The organism is Bacillus salacetis, from assembly GCF_049177075.1.
Lineage (GTDB): Bacteria > Bacillota > Bacilli > Bacillales > Bacillaceae_B > Rossellomorea > Rossellomorea salacetis_A.
On sequence record NZ_CP185377.1, the window covers coordinates 1,669,052 to 1,688,868 of the forward strand.

The window sequence follows — 19,817 nt, forward strand, 5'->3', positions numbered from 1 at the left end:
GTCTACTTCCTGTGTAAGAAAGAGATCCATAAATGACAGTGGCTTTACAGAAGGAGAAATACATGTATCAATATTTGACTTACGGCAAACAACTTCAATCTTTAGCTGTACAGGCTGAAGAAAAGATAGCAAACATTCATCAAAGCATCGACAGGCGTGCAGAAGCCAACCAGTTCAGGGTATTATCATCCTTTCAAAAACATCGCGTCAGTGATTCCCATTTCATCCCATCAACAGGGTACGGATATGATGATATTGGCAGAGATACTCTCGAACTGATTTATGCTGATGTATTTGGCGGGGAAGCAGCCCTGGTCCGACCGCAGATCATCTCAGGAACTCATGCGATATCCATTTCACTTTTCGGTGTTCTTCGCCCTGGTGATGAATTGTTATATATCACAGGAAAGCCATATGACACCCTGGAAGAGATCGTTGGGACCAGAGGCGAAGGCACAGGTTCTTTGAAAGAGTTTGGGATTGGTTATCAGTCAATCCCTCTTAAAGATGACGGTTCTGTAGACTTTGCGGCCGTGTCAAAAGCAATCAAGCCCAATACAAAAATGATTGGGATTCAGCGTTCGAAAGGATATGCTAACCGACCTTCCTTCAAAATTCAACAGATCAAAGAAATGATTGATTTCGTGAAAGAAATCAAACCGGATGTCGTGGTTTTTGTTGATAATTGTTATGGGGAATTTGTTGAAGATCAGGAACCTTGCCACATAGGAGCAGACCTGATTGCCGGCTCGCTCATCAAAAATCCTGGCGGGGGCCTGGCTAAAACAGGAGGTTACATAGCCGGAAACAAAGGATTGGTCAGAGCCTGTTCTTATCGAATGACGTCTCCTGGGATAGGAGCTGAAGCAGGAGCTTCATTATATTCTCTGCAAGAAATGTATCAAGGATTCTTCTCTGCCCCGCATGTAGTGGCGCAGGCATTAAAAGGAGCTGTATTTACGTCGGCAGTTCTTGAAAGCCTCGGTATGAATACGAATCCTGCATGGGATGCAGAGAGAACCGACTTGATTCAATCTGTCCAGTTTGATGATAAAGATAAAATGGTGGCCTTCTGCCAGGCTATTCAGTTTGCTTCACCCATCAATTCACATTTCACACCTCATCCAAACTACATGCCAGGATATGAAGATGATGTGATCATGGCAGCCGGTACATTCATTCAGGGAGCAAGCATCGAACTTTCGGCCGATGGTCCGATCCGGCCTCCTTATACGGCTTATGTTCAAGGCGGGCTGACCTATTCCCATGTGAAGATTGCAATCTTGACAAGTATTAATAAGTTAATGGAAAAAGGTTTAATCACGATCTAAATAGGATATTTACTTTTTAAAAGGATAGCTTAAAAATGAGCTGTCCTTTTTTATTGAAATGTCATGTAAGTTTTCCTAACATTTCTTTGACAATATTCCTTACATAGAATATAATGATATCAGGAAAGCAAGAAGGAGGTGGATCGGGATGAGTGGAAGTGAAATTAGACGAAGCATGCCGTTGTTCCCGATGGGGATTGTCATGCAGCTTACTGATTTGACTGCTCGCCAGGTTCGCTACTATGAAGAGAATGAATTGATCTTCCCTGCAAGAACGGAAGGAAAGCGCAGGCTCTTCTCCTTGAATGATATCGATAAATTACTTGAAATTAAGGATTTATTGGACCAAGGAATCAACATGGCAGGTATCAAAAAAATATTTGCTGTACAAGAAGAACAACAAGAAACAAATGCGAATAAGCAGCAAGAGGTAAAAGCGAAACCGGATTTAACCGATCAAGAGTTGAGAAAATTGTTGAGGAACGAACTCCTTCATGCGGGTCGTTTCAACAAATCCTCACTTCGACAAGGAGATCTGTCACGCTTTTTCCATTAATTCAAAAATGAAATTACTGATAATCTTGAGGAGGAATTAGTTAAGATGGGAAAGTTTACTCGTGAAGACATTTTAGAAATGGCTGACAAGGAGAATGTTAAATTTATCCGCTTGCAGTTCACTGATATCTTGGGGACAATCAAAAACGTTGAGATCCCGGTAAGTCAATTAGGGAAAGCTTTAGATAATGAAATGATGTTTGATGGTTCTTCGATCGAAGGTTTTGTCAGGATTGAAGAATCAGATATGAAATTATACCCTGACTACGATACTTGGGTTGTATTCCCGTGGACAGCTGAAAAAGGTAAAGTGGCACGATTGATTTGTGACATCTATAATCCGGACGGCACTCCTTTCGAAGGAGATCCGCGCAGCAACCTGAAACGTGTCCTTAAAGAGATGGAGGAACTTGGATTCTCTGATTTCAACCTTGGACCTGAACCGGAATTCTTCCTCTTCAAGCTTGATGTAGAAGGGCAGCCTACGTTGGAATTGAACGATAACGGCGGTTATTTTGACCTTGCGCCAACAGACCTGGGTGAAAACTGCAGAAGAGATATCGTACTTGAACTAGAAGAAATGGGCTTCGAAATTGAAGCATCTCACCATGAGGTTGCACCTGGGCAGCATGAAATCGACTTTAAATATGCATCGGCTCTTAAAGCGTGCGATGATATTCAAACGTTTAAGCTTGTTGTTAAAACAATCGCGCGTAAACATGGTCTTCATGCAACGTTCATGCCTAAGCCGCTATTCGGTGTAAATGGATCGGGTATGCACTGCAACATGTCTCTATTCAAAGATGGCAAGAATTCATTCTTTGATGAAAACGGAGAACTTCAATTAAGTGAGACAGCACGCCAGTTCCTTGCGGGAACGATCAAGCATGCCACGGGTTTCACTGCCATCACAAACCCGACTGTTAACTCTTATAAGCGTCTGGTTCCAGGCTACGAAGCACCTTGTTATGTTGCGTGGTCTGCGCAGAACCGCAGTCCGTTGATTCGAATCCCTGCTTCACGAGGAATGAGTACTCGTGTAGAAGTAAGAAGTGTAGACCCGGCGGCTAACCCTTACCTTGCAATGTCTGTATTGCTTGCAGCAGGTTTGGATGGAATCAAGAACGAAATGAAGGCTCCAAAACCAGTGGACCGCAATATCTATGTTATGAACAAACAAGAGCGTGAAGAAGCGGGAATTGAGGATCTTCCATCGAACCTTTCCAATGCCCTTGAAGCTCTTAAGAAAGATGAAGTAATGGTGAAAGCCCTCGGCGGCCACATCTTCGAACACTTCATCGAAGCAAAAGAAATCGAATGGGATATGTTCCGTACACAAGTTCATCCTTGGGAGCGCGAGCAGTATCTGCAAATGTATTGATAAATAAACACAACTCAAAACCCTTGGCGCACATTGCGTTGAGGGTTTTTTTGTGCGGAATAAAAAATTTTTTAGTATTTGTATTGTGAAAATCACCGACCTTTTTCCTATAAATAATTAACGGTTTGAAAGTGGTTGTTGGAAATATTTCATGATTAGTAAGATTATCTTAAAATCCACGCTCTTCACCCCCTAAATTTAACCAATTTTCAAAATTCGCGCTGTATTCAGTTAAGTTGATGAATCTGCTAGAATCCAAGTATCAAGAGTCATTACATACTGTGTTTGCAGATATCCTATGACTCTTGTCAACTATTAAAAGAAGGAGGGGAGCTTGTCGAAAACTGATTAAGAGTTAAAGCTGAATCAGATCTTGACAAATTTTGAGAATGGAGGAATGTTAGATGAAATTCAAAAAAATTGCCGCCTTGTCGCTTGCTGCATCCCTTGCTGTTTTTCCTAGTTTCGGAGGAAGTGCACTAGCAAAGGATTCAAACCCTCTAGAAAATGCTCCTAAACAGCCAGCAGTCAAAGTTAACCTCGAAAAAGGAAGTTATGTAAAAGGTGAAGTCATCGTAAAGTTTAAGAAAGATGCTGGTTCCTCTGAGAAAGGCAATGTACTGAAGGAAGTTGGGGCTGTAGAGGCAGTGGATGAAGATGAGGTTGATTCTGATTTTAAAGTATTGAAAGTGGGGAATGTAGAAGCTGCTGCTAAAGCGCTAAGCAAAAACCCTAACGTTGAATATGCTGAACCTAACTACAAATTCTCAGCAACTTGGACTCCTAATGATACCTACTATCAAGGCTACCAATATGGACCGCAGAACACTGATACCAATTACGCCTGGGATTACACCCGGGGAAGCAGCGGGCAGGAAATAGCTGTACTCGACACCGGAGTAGACTACAACCACCCGGATCTTGATGGAAAAACGCTCCGGGGTTATGACTTTGTTGATAATGACTATTATCCAATGGACTTGAATGGCCACGGTACCCACGTTGCAGGAACAGCTGCTGCAGAGACGAATAACGGAACTGGCATTGCAGGTATGGCGCCTAACACAAAAATTCTTGCTGTCCGGGTCCTTGATGCGAACGGAAGTGGTTCCCTCGCTGACATTGCAGACGGAATTCGATATGCAGCCGATGCCGGAGCAGAGGTCATCAATCTTTCGTTAGGCTGCGATTGCAGTACCACCACTCTTAAAAATGCTGTGGATTACGCTTGGAACAAAGGTTCTGTGGTTGTGGCCGCAGCAGGAAATGATGGTGTTTCTACTACATTTGAACCTGCCTCCTATGCTAATGTAATTGCTGTAGGAGCAGTTGACTCCAGGGATAGAAAAGCATCCTTCTCTAACTATGGTTCTTGGGTCGACGTTACTGCACCTGGTGTAGATATTGCAGCAAACGTCCCTAACAACGGGTATGCTTACATGTCAGGTACATCAATGGCGTCGCCTCACGTTGCTGGACTAGCGGGATTGCTGGCAAGTCAAGGACGGAGCAATGTTCAAATTCGTGCAGCGATTGAACAGACAGCTGATCCGATTGGCGGAACCGGCACCTACTTCAAGTATGGAAGAATTAATTCGTACGATGCTGTAAGATACTAAACTGAAACAGGAAGCCTTGAACTTTGATTCAGGGCTTCCTGTTTCGCTTTCAGGCTGGTAAACCTGAATTAGGACTGCATCGTCCCAGATCAGTTTCGTAAAATGAAAGGCAGTAATATGGTTAATGGAAGATTTGTGTGTTAAGAATATTTGAAATTATTGCGAAATATTTTTCGCGGAAGTTGACTTCCTGTTTTGAAGCCATTAACATGAAAGAAACCAAGTCTTTTTACAGGGGTGTATAATCTTGGGACAGTCTCCTAATAATCTTATCGAAAAGTTTACAGTTTGGCTTGAAAAGGAAGGGAAGTCAGCTAATACGGTAACTACCTATGAAAGAGAACTGAAAAAATACCAGGACTGGCTTCAGTCAAAGGGAAAGACCTTAAATGATTTTTCCCGTATGGAAGTACAGAAGTATATTCACTTTTTGGAGGATCAAGGGAGGAGTCCGGTTACCACTGATAAAATTCTTGGCGTAATCCGAACCTACTCTAAATTTCTAAAGAAACCAGAACTAACTTCAGAAATCAACATTATAACAGTTGAAAAGAAAGCGGAAATTGAAACTCTGAATGAAAGTCAACGTAACGATCTGTTAAAAAAGGTTAAAGAAGAATCCAACAACCGTAATGTTGCAATTGTCTATACCCTGCTGCATACAGGGATCCGTGTATCAGAGCTTTGTTCCTTGGACAAATCTGATGTTGACTTAGAGAACAGCGTGATTACAGTCAAATCACCTACAGGCGATCAGCGGACGATTCCATTGTCTGATGAAGCAAGGCATCACTTGAAAAAGTATATAGAAACTTCTCAAGTGCAGGAAGCCTTGTTTGTCTCCAGAGCGCAAGAAAGGCTTACGGAAAGATCTATTCAGTATATGCTGAAAAAATTCGACGTCCATCCCCATAAGCTCAGACATACTTTTTGCCAGCAGCTTGTTGATAAAGGAGTAAGTATTGAGATTGTATCGAGATTGGCAGGCCACAAAGATATTAACGTCACTAAAAGGTATTCTAAATCCAGGATCGAACAGTTGGCTCTTGAAGAAGCCATCCATAAAACGTTTATGAAGGATCATTGATCATATAGAAGGATGGTCTTGAAGGCTTTCCTCTTTTTTATGAAGGAATGTCTTGCATGTGTGCAGTATAAATGGTATATTAGTTTTTGTCGCTTCTCAGGAAGCACTGTATGAAATGTATTAGTTAAGCAGTCGAAAAAATGTTGATTTACTTGTTGACACAGACTGCTGCCGATGATAAGATATAAAAGTTGCTTCAAACGGAGCAATCATAAAAAATACTTTTTTCGCAGAAGTTGACATGAACGAAACATCATGTTATGATAGACTTCTGAGTGATTGAACCTTGAAAACTGAACAAAACAAGACAAAACGTCAACGTTAATTCTAGTAAGAACCTAGTTCTTACAAAGTTGCTAACACTATAATTAGCAAATGAGCAAGTCAAACTTCTATCGGAGAGTTTGATCCTGGCTCAGGACGAACGCTGGCGGCGTGCCTAATACATGCAAGTCGAGCGGACTGATGGGAGCTTGCTCCCTGAAGTCAGCGGCGGACGGGTGAGTAACACGTGGGTAACCTGCCTGTAAGACTGGGATAACTCCGGGAAACCGGGGCTAATACCGGATAGTTCTTTTCCCCGCATGGGGAAGAGTGGAAAGGCGGCTTCGGCTGCCACTTACAGATGGACCCGCGGCGCATTAGCTAGTTGGTGAGGTAACGGCTCACCAAGGCGACGATGCGTAGCCGACCTGAGAGGGTGATCGGCCACACTGGGACTGAGACACGGCCCAGACTCCTACGGGAGGCAGCAGTAGGGAATCTTCCGCAATGGACGAAAGTCTGACGGAGCAACGCCGCGTGAGTGATGAAGGTTTTCGGATCGTAAAGCTCTGTTGTTAGGGAAGAACAAGTGCCGTTCGAATAGGGCGGCACCTTGACGGTACCTAACCAGAAAGCCACGGCTAACTACGTGCCAGCAGCCGCGGTAATACGTAGGTGGCAAGCGTTGTCCGGAATTATTGGGCGTAAAGCGCGCGCAGGCGGTCTCTTAAGTCTGATGTGAAAGCCCACGGCTCAACCGTGGAGGGTCATTGGAAACTGGGGGACTTGAGTGCAGAAGAGGAAAGTGGAATTCCACGTGTAGCGGTGAAATGCGTAGATATGTGGAGGAACACCAGTGGCGAAGGCGACTTTCTGGTCTGTAACTGACGCTGAGGCGCGAAAGCGTGGGGAGCAAACAGGATTAGATACCCTGGTAGTCCACGCCGTAAACGATGAGTGCTAAGTGTTAGAGGGTTTCCGCCCTTTAGTGCTGCAGCTAACGCATTAAGCACTCCGCCTGGGGAGTACGGTCGCAAGACTGAAACTCAAAGGAATTGACGGGGGCCCGCACAAGCGGTGGAGCATGTGGTTTAATTCGAAGCAACGCGAAGAACCTTACCAGGTCTTGACATCCTCTGACAACCCTAGAGATAGGGCTTTCCCCTTCGGGGGACAGAGTGACAGGTGGTGCATGGTTGTCGTCAGCTCGTGTCGTGAGATGTTGGGTTAAGTCCCGCAACGAGCGCAACCCTTGATCTTAGTTGCCAGCATTCAGTTGGGCACTCTAAGATGACTGCCGGTGACAAACCGGAGGAAGGTGGGGATGACGTCAAATCATCATGCCCCTTATGACCTGGGCTACACACGTGCTACAATGGACGGTACAAAGGGCAGCGAGACCGCGAGGTTCAGCAAATCCCATAAAACCGTTCTCAGTTCGGATTGCAGGCTGCAACTCGCCTGCATGAAGCTGGAATCGCTAGTAATCGCGGATCAGCATGCCGCGGTGAATACGTTCCCGGGCCTTGTACACACCGCCCGTCACACCACGAGAGTTTGTAACACCCGAAGTCGGTGAGGTAACCTTTTGGAGCCAGCCGCCTAAGGTGGGACAGATGATTGGGGTGAAGTCGTAACAAGGTAGCCGTATCGGAAGGTGCGGCTGGATCACCTCCTTTCTAAGGATATATGAGACGTGACGATTTGATTTTGTTTTGTTCAGTTTTGATGGTTTAACCATCAAAACATTGTTCTTTGAAAACTAGATAAAGATATATGAAGAAAGTCAAGAAAGAACCGAGAATTCGCCATTTTAGGATATCTCTTATGAGATATTTCATTAAAACTAAGGTGAAGGAGAAGCGAGGAGTGCAAGGCGCCGAGTTTCTGAGCAGCGGATTGTACCTTAACAGTACATGAGCAGCGGAAGAAACGAAGGCAACGCCGCAATCCGAAGCTTATCGTTCGCCGACGGTTAAGTTAGAAAGGGCGCACGGTGGATGCCTTGGCACTAGGAGCCGATGAAGGACGGGACTAACACCGATATGCTTCGGGGAGCTGTAAGTAAGCTTTGATCCGGAGATTTCCGAATGGGGGAACCCGCTGCACGTAATGGTGCAGTATCCATATCTGAATACATAGGGTATGGAAGGCAGACCCGGGGAACTGAAACATCTAAGTACCCGGAGGAAGAGAAAGCAAACGCGATTCCCTGAGTAGCGGCGAGCGAAACGGGATTAGCCCAAACCAAGAGGCTTGCCTCTTGGGGTTGTAGGACACTCTATACGGAGTTACAAAGGAACGAAGTAGACGAAGAAGTCTGGAAAGGCTCGTCACAGAAGGTAACAACCCTGTAGTCGAAACTTCGTTCCCTCTTGAGTGGATCCTGAGTACGGCGGGACACGTGAAATCCCGTCGGAAGCTGGGAGGACCATCTCCCAAGGCTAAATACTCCCTAGTGACCGATAGTGAACCAGTACCGTGAGGGAAAGGTGAAAAGCACCCCGGAAGGGGAGTGAAATAGAACCTGAAACCGTGTGCCTACAAGTAGTCAGAGCCCGTTAACGGGTGATGGCGTGCCTTTTGTAGAATGAACCGGCGAGTTACGATCCCATGCAAGGTTAAGTCGGAAAGACGGAGCCGCAGCGAAAGCGAGTCTGAACAGGGCGAATGAGTATGTGGTCGTAGACCCGAAACCAGGTGATCTACCCATGTCCAGGGTGAAGTTCAGGTAACACTGAATGGAGGCCCGAACCCACGCACGTTGAAAAGTGCGGGGATGAGGTGTGGGTAGCGGAGAAATTCCAATCGAACTTGGAGATAGCTGGTTCTCTCCGAAATAGCTTTAGGGCTAGCCTCATGTAGTAAGAGTCTTGGAGGTAGAGCACTGTTTGGACTAGGGGCCCTCATCGGGTTACCGAATTCAGACAAACTCCGAATGCCAAAGACTTATCCATGGGAGTCAGACTGCGAGTGATAAGATCCGTAGTCGAAAGGGAAACAGCCCAGACCACCAGCTAAGGTCCCAAAGTATACGTTAAGTGGAAAAGGATGTGGAGTTGCTTAGACAACCAGGATGTTGGCTTAGAAGCAGCCACCATTTAAAGAGTGCGTAATAGCTCACTGGTCGAGTGACTCTGCGCCGAAAATGTACCGGGGCTAAACGTATCACCGAAGCTGTGGATTGACACCGTCTGGTGTCAGTGGTAGGAGAGCGTTCTAAGGGCTGTGAAGCTGGACCGTAAGGACTGGTGGAGCGCTTAGAAGTGAGAATGCCGGTATGAGTAGCGAAAGACAGGTGAGAATCCTGTCCACCGAATGCCTAAGGTTTCCTGAGGAAGGCTCGTCCGCTCAGGGTTAGTCGGGACCTAAGCCGAGGCCGAAAGGCGTAGGCGATGGATAACAGGTTGATATTCCTGTACCACCTCTTTTCCGTTTGAGTGATGGGGGGACGCAGGAGGATAGGGTAAGCGCGCTGCTGGATATGCGCGTCTAAGCAGTTAGGCTGGTGATGAGGCAAATCCCGTCACCGTTAAGGCTGAGCTGTGACAGCGAGGGAAATATAGTACCGAAGTTCCTGATTCCACACTGCCAAGAAAAGCCTCTAGCGAGGAAAAAGGTGCCCGTACCGCAAACCGACACAGGTAGGCGAGGAGAGAATCCTAAGGTGAGCGAGAGAACTCTCGTTAAGGAACTCGGCAAAATGACCCCGTAACTTCGGGAGAAGGGGTGCTCTGGTAGGGTGCAAGCCCGAGAGAGCCGCAGTGAATAGGCCCAGGCGACTGTTTAGCAAAAACACAGGTCTCTGCGAAGCCGTAAGGCGAAGTATAGGGGCTGACGCCTGCCCGGTGCTGGAAGGTTAAGGGGAGTGCTTAGCGCAAGCGAAGGTGCGAACCGAAGCCCCAGTAAACGGCGGCCGTAACTATAACGGTCCTAAGGTAGCGAAATTCCTTGTCGGGTAAGTTCCGACCCGCACGAAAGGCGCAACGATCTGGGCACTGTCTCAACGAGAGACTCGGTGAAATTATAGTACCTGTGAAGATGCAGGTTACCCGCGACAGGACGGAAAGACCCCGTGGAGCTTTACTGTAGCCTGATATTGAATTTTGGCACAGCTTGTACAGGATAGGTAGGAGCCTTGGAAACCGGAGCGCCAGCTTCGGTGGAGGCGTCGGTGGGATACTACCCTGGCTGTGTTGAACTTCTAACCCGCGCCCCTGATCGGGGTGGGAGACAGTGTCAGGTGGGCAGTTTGACTGGGGCGGTCGCCTCCTAAAGAGTAACGGAGGCGCCCAAAGGTTCCCTCAGAATGGTTGGAAATCATTCGCAGAGTGTAAAGGCACAAGGGAGCTTGACTGCGAGACCTACAAGTCGAGCAGGGACGAAAGTCGGGCTTAGTGATCCGGTGGTTCCGCATGGAAGGGCCATCGCTCAACGGATAAAAGCTACCCCGGGGATAACAGGCTTATCTCCCCCAAGAGTCCACATCGACGGGGAGGTTTGGCACCTCGATGTCGGCTCATCGCATCCTGGGGCTGTAGTCGGTCCCAAGGGTTGGGCTGTTCGCCCATTAAAGCGGTACGCGAGCTGGGTTCAGAACGTCGTGAGACAGTTCGGTCCCTATCCGTCGTGGGCGCAGGAAATTTGAGAGGAGCTGTCCTTAGTACGAGAGGACCGGGATGGACGCACCGCTGGTGTACCAGTTGTCTTGCCAAAGGCATCGCTGGGTAGCTATGTGCGGAAGGGATAAGTGCTGAAAGCATCTAAGCATGAAGCCCCCCTCGAGATGAGATTTCCCATCACTTTATGTGAGTAAGATCCCTGAAAGATGATCAGGTAGATAGGTCTGAGGTGGAAGCGTGGCGACACGTGCAGCTGACAGATACTAATCGATCGAGGACTTAACCACAATTTATAGCGAACTCGGAATACTTTCTTTTCTTCAGAAACTTTATCTAGTTTTGAGAGAACGATGTTCTTTCAACTTCATACATAGTCTGGTGATTAAGGCGAAGAGGTCACACCCGTTCCCATGCCGAACACGGAAGTTAAGCTCTTCAGCGCCGATGGTAGTTGGGGGATCTCCCCCTGTGAGAGTAGGACGTCGCCAGGCAATCAAAAGAGTACCCGATGTGGTACTCTTTTTTGTGTTTGAAATGAAAAGGAAACCGAAGGTTGAAAAGATCTTGCCTGGACATTCATCAAAAGCAGGAGCGAGGGTGGGGAGGAGCAAGAAGGTCGAGGACGAGAGGGAGAGAACACCGGAATGGGCTCTGCCCATGAGGATGTGAACGAGCGAAGCAGACGAAGAGATTCGCCGCTCATCGCCGGCCGAGCCTTCAGCGCCGATGGTAGTTGGGGATTCCCCCTGTGAGAGTAGGACGTTGCCAGGCTATCAAAAGAGTACCCGAAAAGGTGCTCTTTTTTTATGTTTAAAAGAATTGAAACCGAAAGGTTTGAAGAGATCCTTCCTGAATATTACTCAAAAGCAGGAGCGAGGGTGGGGAGGAGCAAGAAGGTCGAGGACGTGAGGGAGAGAACACCGGAATGGGCTTTGCCCATGAGGATGTGAACGAGCGAAGCGGACGAAGAGATTCGCCGCTCATCGCCGGCCGAGCCTTCAGTGCCGATGGTAGTTGGGGATTCCCCCTGTGAGAGTAGGACGTCGCCAGGCTATCAAAAGAGTACCCGAAGAGGTGCTCTTTTTTTATGTTTAAAAGAAATGAAACCGAAAAGTTTGGAGAGATCTTTCCTAAATGGTCATCAAAAGCAAGAGCAGGGCCGGCCAGTAAAAAAGTAATTTTTCCTATGACAGCATGATAATATTTTCTCTCTATATAAACAAACACTGCATTTTTCAATAATTATTTATTGTAATTCAATAAAAATCATATTAGAATCAATATGAAGACTTTTTAAATATCTTTCTTTTCCTTTTGTTAAGCAAGTTGATGAACAGGTCATGTAAACAACACTTGGGAGGAGCAGTTTATGAATGCCCTTAAACAACTTATTCTTTTTGGTTGGGAGCAAGCACTGTCCTGTTTGTTTCCGGTCGTTATTTTTGCCTCTTTAGCATTAACCCAGGTCCTTCCGCTTCCATTACTGGCGCGATATGATTGGCTTCTTATCATCTGCCTTCTGATGCAGTGGTGGATGGTGCGGTCAGGGCTTGAAACGCGTGATGAATTAAAGGTTATCACTCTTTTCCATATCATTGGCCTTGCTTTGGAACTTTTTAAAGTATATATGGGCTCCTGGTCTTATCCAGAGGAAGGGTATTCAAAAATCTTTGGGGTGCCATTATACAGCGGATTTATGTATGCCAGTGTTGCCAGTTATCTATGCCAGGCCTGGAGAAGACTTAAGGTTAATTTGGTGGGATGGCCCCCGTTCAGGGCTGTTTTATCCCTTGCATCAGCGATTTATTTGAATTTTTTCACCCATCATTTTTGGATTGATGTTCGATGGTGGCTTTCAGCTCTTGTCATAATCGTTTTCTGGCAGTCATGGGTCACTTACGAGATCGGAGGAAGACGATATCGAATGCCAATCGCATTTTCCTTTGTTCTCATTGGATTTTTCATCTGGATTGCCGAGAATATCGCTACCTTCTTTGGAGCCTGGGAGTATCCCAACCAAACTGAAGCGTGGAGTCTTGTTCATTTGGGTAAGGTGAGCTCGTGGCTCTTGTTAGTGATTGTCAGTTTTCTTATAGTGGCAACACTTAAGCAGGTTAAAGGAAGAAGTGCTGTTAGAGAAAACCTTCTTTTACAAGGGAATATAATTAAAAAAATAAAGAGACTGACCCTATAAGTCAGCCTCCTTTAGTTTATAGTCCAGGGCTATAGGATGTTTCAGGGATTGCTTCGTAGGCTTCAGGATCTAATTCCTCTACTGTTCCATTCGCTACACCTGAAATGATAGCATGAAGCCCGGTTTCGACAGCTTTAACCAGCTGACCTCTTTTCTTTTGACCGAGAGTCCATGTTTGTCCTCTGACTTCAAACAATACTGCACCGCTTCCATTTAGGGCGAACGATGCCAGGGCTGTGCCTGGAAGGTCCAGCTTACGAGAATACAAGGTGATATTATCAAAAGGAGAATTCCCCATCGATTGCAGTGCGTTATATGCTGCAACATTCAATTGTCTTGAATAGTCATCACGATAGTTTTGGGCATATTCAGCATATTTACTTCCAGCCTCACTGTTTGGATTGGGAACGAATTGACCGGATAATGACATAGTGACGATGTCATCTGTTCCTTCCACATAATACTGGCCCTGATGGTGAAGGTCGATGAATGTATCTACATTACCGAACTCTTCTTTCAAGCTCTTATACACATCCCGGACAGTCTGCGATTCAGAAGTGATGTACCATCCCGGCTTACTTGATGTACCTGGGAAGTCAGCAGGATTCAATTCGTAATTTAAATTCGGGTTGAAATCACGATTTACATCAAATCCAGGTCGTTCTGCATAGTTCACATCCTGGAGAGTTCCAGTGTAATAATTCCAAGAAGGTTTAACACCAGACAGTACCGGGTACTTTGCGACTACTTCATCCCAAGTCATATCGTTGGCCCGTCGGTTCAATTCGCTGGCATCCGGGTTCATCATCGGCAGTACAACAAGCGTTACCTCATCCCGAATCTTCTGGGCTTCTGGTGAATTGCTTGATCCAAGATACTGCAAAACCTTTATAAGTGCTTCTGTTCCCGTTTTCTCATTTCCATGGATTTCACTTTCAATCAAGATGACCCGTTCCCCATGGCCAACTCTTGCCTGGTGGATTTCCAACCCGTTATTTGAATGGCCGACTACATCCACTTTCACAAGTCCCTGGCTGTTTTTTTCAATTTGCATAAGAGTCTTTTTTAACTCTGCATGACTGGTAAACCCAGACACAGATAACTCACTATTTTCATTTGTAAGATTGCCGTTTGGTGAATTGGATGCCATCCCTGGTGTGACCAAACTTGTACAAAGTAAAGCAGCTGCCAATCCCGACACTAATTTTTTCTTTTTCATATACAATCTCCTCCTTACATTTCTTAGCCCTAACTATTCGTACCCCGAAAGGAATTCACCTTCCAAAAAACCAAAAACAGGAAGAAATGAGGGGGGAAGGTTTTCAATTATCCACCAATTATCACGAAGACTTTGAAAGTTCACAAGGATAATGATTCCAATATCCTGGCTTTTCCGAAGGACTAAAGTTACAGTACAAGCCCCCAAAGCTATTCTTTTAAATATTGATAATGTGATAGAATTATCTTGTTTTTATTCTAAGCGATATACCTAGGAAGAATGCAGTTAAAAAGCAGTTACCAATGAAGGAGAGAAGAAAATGACTTTGTCACTGATTTTTGATATGGATGGAACCCTGTTCCAAACAGATAAGATATTAGAAGTTTCACTAGAGGATACATTCAGCTATCTGCGGTCACAAAAGAAATGGCATGCTGACACACCAATTGATAAATATCGTGAAATTATGGGAGTGCCTCTGCCAAAGGTGTGGGAAACGTTGCTGCCAGATCATTCTATGGTTGAGAGGGAGCAGGTTGATGCCTATTTTTTGAAAAGATTGATTGAAAATATCAACTCTGGAAAAGGGGCTTTATATCCCAATGTACGGGAAGTGTTACAATCTTTAAAAGAGAATGGCAGTAATATATACATAGCAAGTAATGGACTTACAGATTATTTAAACGCGATAGTTGAATATTATGGACTGGATGAATGGGTTACTGAAACATTCAGCATTGAACAGATTGATTCCTTGAACAAATCAGATCTAGTGAAAGCAATCATTGGAAAATATGATATAACCAATGCTGCAATAGTAGGGGACAGGCTGTCAGATTTCAAAGCGGCAAAGGATAATGGGCTTATTTCCATAGGCTGCAATTTTGACTTTGCACGTCAGGAAGAACTAATTCAGGCTGATAGGATCATTAATGACTTATTGGAGTTAAATTTGATAGTGTCTGAAATTATGAAGCAGCCTATATAAAAAGGTTCTAAAGCATCCGAAAAAACTATGCAATCGTGAAATAAGCAAAGGAAAACAATAAAAGTCCTTGGAGGAGGACTTTTATTGTCAGTGATTACATTTTTGCAGGCTCGTCTGTTCCGGCCCTTTTCTTCTCGCTTTCAGAAACGATCAAGGCACAAGCGGCGTCCCCGGAGATATTGATAGAAGTCCGGGCCATGTCGAGCAATCTGTCAATGCCAAGGATCAATCCGATTCCTTCTACCGGCAGATTGACGCTGCTTAATACCATTGCCAGCAGAATAAGGCCTACACCAGGTACACCAGCAGTCCCGATACTGGCCAGCACTGCTGTTAGGACGACTGTAATCAGTTCTCCCATCGTTAGATCGACACTGTATACTTGAGCGATAAAGACAGTGGCAACCCCTTGCATGATTGCCGTACCATCCATGTTTATAGTTGCACCCAGAGGTTGTACAAACGAGCTTACAGGTTCTGATACATTCAACCGCTTTTGGGCGGTCTCCATGGAAATCGGCAGTGTTGCATTACTGCTTGATGTACTGAAAGCCACGCTCATTGCAGGGCTGAAGTTTTTAAAGAACCAGAGAGGGCTTTTCCTGGCAAGCAGAAGAATGGAACCTCCATAAGTCACAATGGCATGAATCACTAAGGCCAAAATGACAACCATCATATATAGCCACATTGCCTTGATGGCTCCCCATCCCTGGCTTCCAATCGCCGACGCAATCAAGCCGAAGGTACCATAAGGGGCAAATCTCATCACAAGTGTGACTAGATACATTAATAGATCGTTTGCCTGATCGATTAAATTCAAGATACCTTTCGTTTTTTCACCGAGTGCCGTCAAACCGATTCCGATAAAAATGGCAAAGGCGATGATTTGCAGCATATTTCCTTCGGTCATCGCTGTCAAAGGGTTTTTAGGAATGATGTTCATAAGCGTTTCCCCAACTGGAGGGGCTTCTTCTGTTTCAAATCCTGCATTGCTTGCTTGGTCAATTCCTTCGACAAGACCGGGATCTATGATATTTGCCAGTGCAAGTCCGATAACGATGGCTATGCAGGTTGTCGCTAAGAAGAAAGTAATGGTCTTAAGTCCGATTCTTCCAAGTTTTTTCGGATCTCCAAGACCGGCAGAACCAAGAACAATCGATACAAATACAATGGGTACCACCAGCATGGAAATAAGATTCAGAAATATCCTTCCCAGTGGTGTGAATAAATAAGGATCTAAAATTTCGAATACCTCTTTTGCAAAGACGTTCAACAATAACCCCGTTACAGCCCCTGCAATCAGTCCTATAATGATCTTTCCAGTCAACCCAAGCTTCATCCTGCTCCCTCACCTTCTATAATAGGCAAAAATATTTTCAAGAATTTACCCTCTTTATCTTGATTCCAAACCACTTTAATTATGAGCCGCTATGTGAAATTGTGATGCCGGAATAAGTCTACCTTTATTGATGTCATGTCGAAAAGCAGTCTAAAGGGCTTGAGAAATTACCAGAGTTTTGAAATAATTGAACTATCTAAATGTAAATAATTTCAAATTAGGTGATATTATTTAAATACCTTTTTACATAATCAGAAAGGGTGCTGATCGTGGAAAATCCTAAAGTGAAAGAAAAAAAGAAACATGTTCCTATACGTATGAATCTATTGTTTTTCTTGGTGTTTCTATTATTCTCACTACTTATCTTAAGGCTAGGAGTCGTACAGATTGTATCAGGTGAAGATTATAAGCGTGAGGTCGATAGGACAGAAGATGTGGTTGTGACCAATAGTGTTCCAAGAGGAAAGATTTATGACCGTACCGGAAGAGTGATCGTAGACAATGTTGCGAGAAGTGCCATTACCTTTACGCCTGCTCAGTCAAGCAAGCCGGAGGAAATGATGAAAACAGCGCAAAAGCTTGCACAATTAATCAAAATGGATACAAAAGCAGTCACGGATAGAGATAAAAAGGATTATTGGATCTTATTGAATAAGGATACAGCAGATGCAAAAGTGACAAATAAAGAGAAAGAAGAGGTCAACAGTGACAAGGATTTATCAGATAAAGAAAGGAATACTAGAATCTATCAACTGACATTGGATAGAATAACAGAACAGGATTTAGCCAGTCTTGCAGATCAGGATATTGAAGATTTAGCCATCTATAGGGAGTTTAGCAGCGGCTATGCCCTAACTCCGAAAATCGTGAAAAATGCAAATGTAACAGAGAAAGAATTCGCCACGGTAAATGAGCATTTGTCACAGCTCCCTGGGGTCAGCACAACAACCGACTGGGAAAGGACCTATCCCTTTGAAAGCACTATCCGCTCCATTCTCGGAAAAGTCTCTTCTTCGCGTGAAGGTCTTCCAAGTGAGATGGTAGATTATTATTTATCGAAAGGGTACAGCAGGAACGACAGGGTCGGAACAAGTCAGCTTGAATTGCAATATGAAGAGATTCTAAGCGGGCAGAAAGAAAAAGTCAAAAACATAACGAAAGACGGAGAGGTTATTGACACAATCGTAATGAAAGAAGGTAAGCGCGGAAAAGACATAGTCATAACCATCGATATGGAGCTTCAGCAGGAAGTGGAGAAGATTGTTTCAGAAGAGCTTTTGAAGAATGTTCATAATGCTAGATCTTCATTTTTGGATAGGGCATATGTTGTCATGATTGATCCTAATACAGGGGAATTACTGGCGATGGTTGGAAAAAAGTATGCCAAGGATCCTGAAACAGGGGAATATAGGATAATAGATGATGCCCTGGGGACTTACACCAGCTTTTACGAAGTTGGTTCCGCTGTAAAGGGTGCAACCGTCCTTACCGGATACATGACAGGGGTACTCAGTCCGGGACAATACCTGGTTGATGAACCGATTGATATTCCGTCTACTAAGAGAAAGGCTTCCTGGTTTAATACCAACGGAGCAGAGAATAAATCAATGAATGACCGGTTTGCCTTGGAAATCTCATCAAACTCCTACATGTTCAAAGTAGCCATGAAGATCGCCGGAAATCCGAATTATATCCCAAATGCGCGGATCAATGGTTCTGAGGCTGACCTTATAAACATGAGAAATCATTTCTATCAATTCGGGCTGGGTGTCAACACTGGAATCGACCTCCCGGGTGAAGTGGATGGGTATAAAGGGGACTTCAGTCAGCCGGGGAACTTGCTCGACTTTGCCATTGGGCAATATGATACGTATACACCGCTGCAGCTTGTACAATATGTATCGACAATCGCTAATGGGGGATATAGGCTTCAACCGCATGTTCTGAAGGAAGTTCGCACACCTGGCAGCAAGAATGGCACCCTTGGCCAGGTAGAGACTAAGGCGGAAACAACTGTACTGAATAAGGTGAGTGTAACACCTGACCAGCTGCAGAATGTCCAACGCGGATTTTATCAGGTATATCATCATGGAAGAGGTACGGCCCGAACTCATTTTGCAGATGCCCCGTACGTAGCTGCAGGAAAATCCGGTACAGCGGAGTCCTATTATAATGACCCCGTCACAGGAGCAAGATACAAAACCTATAACACTACCCTGATAGGTTACGCACCTTATGATCAGCCGGAGATCGCCTATTCAACGGTTGTGCCGGCCTCACACAATGGTTCAAAGGATCCGTACATTAACAAAGATATCTCCAGAAGAATCATGGATAAGTATTTCGAATTGAAGAAAAAGAGAAACTTCAAGACGGAAACCGAAGAGAATGAATCCTGATGGGATAATTCTCTCATAGTGAAAAACGAATAAAAAATATTCAATCTGAATATGGTTTTAGAGGATGCCAAAAGTTAAATACCTTTTATTTTTAAATGGGTATGTTAGCATAGGAATATCCTATATTTACAGAGTTTAAGAGATATAAAGATTTTAGATTGAAAGGGGTCATCTTATGTTCAAAAAAATCGCAAGTGACGCATTGGGATTAAGTGATATTGGAAAAATCATCAAGAGAGAGGATTTTGACAAAACGCTGTCGGATGACTATGTACTTCATGAAGACGGAGAAAAAATCCATTTCCTGATCAAATCCAAAACTGATGAATATTGCTTTACGAATAGAGCTCTTATTCATTTAGATGGTGAGAAAGCAGCAAGCAGCAAACGGAATTTATATCGCTATGAATACTATCAACATCCAATCAGCAATGTTTCGATTGAGACTGCTGGTACGATTGACCTTGACTTGGAGATTAAGTTCACTTTGGGCGGGAGGCCTGTTTCCGTAGATATCGATAAGAAAGAAGGAGAAGCCATCGCTGACTTATATAAATCTCTTCTTGCCATTTCCCATATCCAAGAAGAAGGGAAAAGAAAGCTTGAATCTGCTGAAAAAAGTTTATCCCTTGCAAAGGACCTTATCAACAGTAATCGTTTTCATGATAACGACATTTCCAATGAGTTTAAAGAAACAACGAACTTTGCATTCGATTGGCTGAACGAGCACTATCAGTCCAATACCAAAAAGGACTTTGGAGATATTTTTGACCGATATATTCAAAATTAATATAAAATGAAAAACAGCGCCTGCTTCCC

Annotated in this window: 11 protein-coding genes, 3 rRNA genes and 1 pseudogene; 13 read left to right on the forward strand and 2 right to left on the reverse strand. The window is 44.6% G+C overall.

What is annotated here, in order from left to right:
- The first annotated feature begins 62 nt into the window (after positions 1-62).
- The 10 genes from ACOJQI_RS08375 to ACOJQI_RS08420 all read left to right on the forward strand — a co-directional run bounded on the left by ACOJQI_RS08375 (position 63) and on the right by ACOJQI_RS08420 (position 13,053).
- Positions 63-1,331: an aminotransferase class I/II-fold pyridoxal phosphate-dependent enzyme gene (locus ACOJQI_RS08375; protein WP_421385427.1), complete on the forward strand. Its 1,269-nt coding sequence runs from the start codon at positions 63-65 to the stop codon at positions 1,329-1,331.
- Positions 1,332-1,479: 148 nt separating this feature from the next.
- Positions 1,480-1,887, forward strand: a complete 408-nt coding sequence (locus ACOJQI_RS08380; RefSeq protein WP_421384776.1) for a MerR family transcriptional regulator — start codon at positions 1,480-1,482, stop codon at positions 1,885-1,887.
- 45 nt (positions 1,888-1,932) lie between these two features.
- Positions 1,933-3,267, forward strand: coding sequence for a type I glutamate--ammonia ligase (gene glnA / locus ACOJQI_RS08385; protein WP_421384778.1), 1,335 nt, complete (start codon positions 1,933-1,935; stop codon positions 3,265-3,267).
- A gap of 404 nt (positions 3,268-3,671) precedes the next feature.
- Complete coding sequence (locus ACOJQI_RS08390) at positions 3,672-4,886, forward strand: S8 family peptidase (protein ID WP_421384780.1); 1,215 nt, start codon at positions 3,672-3,674, stop codon at positions 4,884-4,886.
- A 247-nt stretch (positions 4,887-5,133) separates the two neighbouring features.
- A complete protein-coding gene (locus ACOJQI_RS08395; RefSeq protein ID WP_421384782.1) occupies positions 5,134-5,973 on the forward strand; it encodes a tyrosine-type recombinase/integrase in 840 nt (279 codons plus the stop codon).
- A gap of 392 nt (positions 5,974-6,365) precedes the next feature.
- Positions 6,366-7,916: ribosomal RNA gene (locus ACOJQI_RS08400) — 16S ribosomal RNA — on the forward strand.
- A 294-nt stretch (positions 7,917-8,210) separates the two neighbouring features.
- Positions 8,211-11,146: ribosomal RNA gene (locus ACOJQI_RS08405) — 23S ribosomal RNA — on the forward strand.
- An 87-nt stretch (positions 11,147-11,233) separates the two neighbouring features.
- A 5S ribosomal RNA gene (gene rrf, locus ACOJQI_RS08410) occupies positions 11,234-11,350 on the forward strand.
- Together the 16S, 23S and 5S rRNA genes form the textbook arrangement of a ribosomal RNA operon.
- Before the next feature lie 315 nt (positions 11,351-11,665).
- Positions 11,666-11,809 (forward strand): hypothetical protein, encoded by a 144-nt coding sequence (locus ACOJQI_RS08415; protein WP_421384784.1) that lies wholly within the window; start codon positions 11,666-11,668, stop codon positions 11,807-11,809.
- A gap of 419 nt (positions 11,810-12,228) precedes the next feature.
- Positions 12,229-13,053 carry a DUF817 domain-containing protein gene (locus ACOJQI_RS08420; RefSeq protein WP_421384785.1) on the forward strand — a complete coding sequence of 275 codons (825 nt, stop codon included), beginning with the start codon at positions 12,229-12,231 and terminating at the stop codon, positions 13,051-13,053.
- Between the two features lie 16 nt (positions 13,054-13,069).
- Here ACOJQI_RS08420 and ACOJQI_RS08425 read toward each other — a convergent pair whose 3' ends face one another.
- The gene (locus ACOJQI_RS08425) at positions 13,070-14,272 is read right to left on the reverse strand and encodes a M14 family zinc carboxypeptidase (RefSeq protein WP_421384786.1); all 1,203 of its coding nucleotides are present in this window, start codon (positions 14,270-14,272) and stop codon (positions 13,070-13,072) included.
- Between the two features lie 289 nt (positions 14,273-14,561).
- On the opposite strand from ACOJQI_RS08425, the pseudogene ACOJQI_RS08430 reads away from it, so the two are divergent.
- A pseudogene (locus ACOJQI_RS08430) lies at positions 14,562-15,260 on the forward strand (HAD hydrolase-like protein); the annotation flags it as partial.
- 94 nt (positions 15,261-15,354) lie between these two features.
- Here the strand turns inward: ACOJQI_RS08430 and ACOJQI_RS08435 are convergent.
- Positions 15,355-16,599 (reverse strand): dicarboxylate/amino acid:cation symporter, encoded by a 1,245-nt coding sequence (locus tag ACOJQI_RS08435; protein WP_421384787.1) that lies wholly within the window; start codon positions 16,597-16,599, stop codon positions 15,355-15,357.
- 317 nt (positions 16,600-16,916) lie between these two features.
- Between ACOJQI_RS08435 and ACOJQI_RS08440 the strand changes: the two genes are divergently transcribed.
- Positions 16,917-18,998: a peptidoglycan D,D-transpeptidase FtsI family protein gene (locus ACOJQI_RS08440; protein ID WP_421385428.1), complete on the forward strand. Its 2,082-nt coding sequence runs from the start codon at positions 16,917-16,919 to the stop codon at positions 18,996-18,998.
- A gap of 175 nt (positions 18,999-19,173) precedes the next feature.
- On the forward strand, positions 19,174-19,788 hold the full coding sequence (locus ACOJQI_RS08445) for a PH domain-containing protein (RefSeq protein WP_421384788.1): 615 nt from the start codon (positions 19,174-19,176) through the stop codon (positions 19,786-19,788).
- The last annotated feature ends 29 nt before the right edge of the window (positions 19,789-19,817 follow it).